Source organism: Azotobacter beijerinckii, from assembly GCF_900110885.1.
Lineage (GTDB): Bacteria > Pseudomonadota > Gammaproteobacteria > Pseudomonadales > Pseudomonadaceae > Azotobacter > Azotobacter beijerinckii.
Window position 1 is genome coordinate 1 of record NZ_FOFJ01000147.1, and the last position, 2,188, is coordinate 2,188.

A 2,188-nucleotide genomic window follows, 5' to 3' on the forward strand; every position below is an offset into this window, starting at 1 on the left:
GCGGTCATTCCCCGAAAGCGCAACTCGCTCAAGGGCAATGCCGATCTGGACCGGGGGCTGTATCGCTACCGGCATCTGGTCGAGAACGCCTTTGCGCGGCTGAAACATTACCGCGCCGTGGCGTTTCGCTACGACAAGCTGAAGCGAAATTACGAGAGCATGGTAGCCATGGCCTGTGGGTTTCTATGGCTCCCCATGTGAATCGTCAACAGCCCCTAGCGGAAGAAGTCCTGCATCTGGGAGCGCTTGAGCTGCTTGCGACAGATCATCTGCTCGTGGCTGTCGACGCCATGAATCTGGAACACCTGCTTTGCCAAATCGACGCCCATTCGCTTGAGCTTCATGGTGACCCCCTCCTCTGGCGACTGCTGTTTTCAGCAACTTCAGTCTGGCGCATCGACGCCGTAGGAGGAGGGAGTCCATTTCATTGCTCTACGCCCTGCCGGTCGGCGAACTGCGTAAAGAGCAGATCGTCTGCCTGCGTCAGGGCAAGACGACCCGCAAGCCGCGTACCGGCGGGGTGGATCGGCGCAACCAGATCCCCGAGATGGTCAGCATCCATGTGCGTCCGCCGGAGATCGAGGACCGGCTGATGCCGGGATACTGGGAAGGCGACCTGATCAATGGCAAGGCCAACGCCTCGGCGGTGGGCACCCTGGTCGAGCGCACCAGCGGCTACCTGATGCTGGTGAAGATGAACGACGCGACGGCGACCTCGGCGGTGGAAGGCTTCAGCGCGGCGCTGAACCGCATGCCGCTGGCAGTGCGCAAGAGCATGACCTACGACCAGGGGCGGGAAATGGTCCGGCATGCCGAGATCACCCAGAAGACTGGGGTGGCGATCTACTTCTGCGACCCGCACAGCCCCTGGCAGCGCGGCAGCAACGAGAGCATCAGCGGACTGATCCGCCAGTACTTGCCCAAGGGCACGGACCTGTCGGTTTACAGTCAGGAACAGCTGGATGCGATTGCCTATGAGCTGAACATCCGGCCGTGCAAGCGCTTCGACTTCAAATGCCCGATCGAAGTGATGACGGAAGTAGTGGCGAAGCAGCGCGAAGCGCCTGTTTCAATCCAGCAACCGTGTTGCACTCAGCTTCTGCATCCGCCCTTTAATGTGCGCATCCACTCGTATCGGGATATAGATACTCAACGATATGGACCTCGCCTGTGGAGTCTTCGTAAGTGATCTCAGCTGGAATGGTGCCACAATGGGCGGGTGCCGTTCGAAGATATTCGAGCTTTATCAGTTTATCGATGTCCAGGTGCATGCCGTATTTGTAGGGTTTGGTCTCGGAAGTCTTTACCTCGGCAATGGCTGAAGAGGTTGTCGTAAGTACAGTCATGGCAATTATCAGTTTCATGGTCTTCATATTGAAAATAATATTGATTGTTTCCATGTGTAAATAGGAGGCCGAAGATGTGGAGCGTTTGGCTCGACATCGGCTCTCGGGAAGTTGATATGAAGCGTCTGTGCGGATCGGCTTGGCTAACGTGCAGTCTGTGCTAGATCGGGTTCAGGGGTGCCGCCATCCCGTGGCTGCAGGTCATGCCGTCCCGAGCCTGGGGAAGCGCTTTCGGTTGGCAAAGGCGTTCGGTCCGCGAAGGCACACAGTAATGTTTGAGTGCAAATGCGGTGCTGTTGAACTTTAGATATATCCCGGACTTGCTTCGCAGTACCGTCTGTTTGGGCGTGCCGGTCATTCATGTCATGCCTCCTGGATAACTGGATTTGGCATGGATCGCTCTTCGTGCGCTCCATGACGAATCAGGCAAGGCAGGCGAAGTGTGATCCACGGCTGCAATGTAATGAACCTGAAAGATTGAGTCCATTGAGCAAATGAAACTGAATGCAACCGACTCGGTGATTTCTTCTCGGTCAGTTGCGCTGCCTATATGAGGTCGGCAGCTGTTGGAGGCTGTTTTTATTAAACAAGTTTTTACATTTAAATATTCATTTACATTTAAGTCGCTATTCAAAAGGGCGAGTGTGTCATTACGCCACTTCGGGAGGAGTGCCCCATTTATTGAGTGGCTGAGGCCGGCAGCGCTACGTCCATCGCCCTCGCTGCCGAGCTGGCGCCGCTGACCGACAGTAAGTGATCCATGAACCCCGTCTGTTAACGGCCGAGCCGGTCTTTTACAGTGGCGCCGTCGGAGTGCAGTTCCACGGCAGCAGCGCCTCGTA

1 protein-coding gene and 3 pseudogenes are annotated in these 2,188 nt (G+C 56.2%); 2 read left to right on the plus strand and 2 right to left on the minus strand.

Translation table 11 applies throughout. From position 1 onward, the window contains the following. A pseudogene (locus BMY22_RS23205) lies at window positions 1-201 on the plus strand (IS5/IS1182 family transposase); the annotation flags it as partial. Between the two features lie 17 nt (window positions 202-218). On the opposite strand, the pseudogene BMY22_RS24165 reads toward BMY22_RS23205, so the two are convergent. After that, a pseudogene (locus tag BMY22_RS24165) lies at window positions 219-344 on the minus strand (IS110 family transposase); the annotation flags it as partial. A 68-nt stretch (window positions 345-412) separates the two neighbouring features. Here BMY22_RS24165 and BMY22_RS23210 point away from each other — a divergent pair. After that, window positions 413-1,078, plus strand: a pseudogene (locus BMY22_RS23210) (IS30 family transposase); the annotation flags it as partial. 34 nt (window positions 1,079-1,112) lie between these two features. Here BMY22_RS23210 and BMY22_RS25335 read toward each other — a convergent pair. Next, entirely contained in the window at window positions 1,113-1,400 is a 288-nt protein-coding gene (locus BMY22_RS25335) for a DUF2790 domain-containing protein (protein WP_341865025.1), read from the minus strand. Between the last annotated feature and the right edge of the window lie 788 nt (window positions 1,401-2,188).